Here is a 279-nt window from a genome sequence, read left to right on the forward strand (position 1 = left end):
CCACAGACCACCAAGAAGGAGAAGATAGCCAAGAACTTATCCACAACGTGAGCGTGAAGTTCACGAACAAGGGTGGGTCAGATCGAGATGGAAATGGTGGGTCAGGTTTGCGTGGAAATCAACACTGAGCTTCACCGACGATGCCCAGAACATTGTCCTGATCGGTGGTCCTGGTACCGGCAAAACCCACTTGGCAACGGCGCTGGGAATCAATGGGCTAACGCACCATTCCAAACGTGTCCGGTTCTACTCGACAGTGGATCTGGTCAATGCGTTGGA

At 52.7% G+C, this 279-nt stretch carries 1 pseudogene; it reads left to right on the forward strand.

Annotated elements, in window-relative coordinates:
* Window positions 1–118: 118 nt before the first annotated feature.
* Window positions 119–279, forward strand: a pseudogene (locus ACYZGB_RS22950) (ATP-binding protein); the annotation flags it as partial.

This window comes from Acidovorax sp. Q11 (assembly GCF_054950075.1).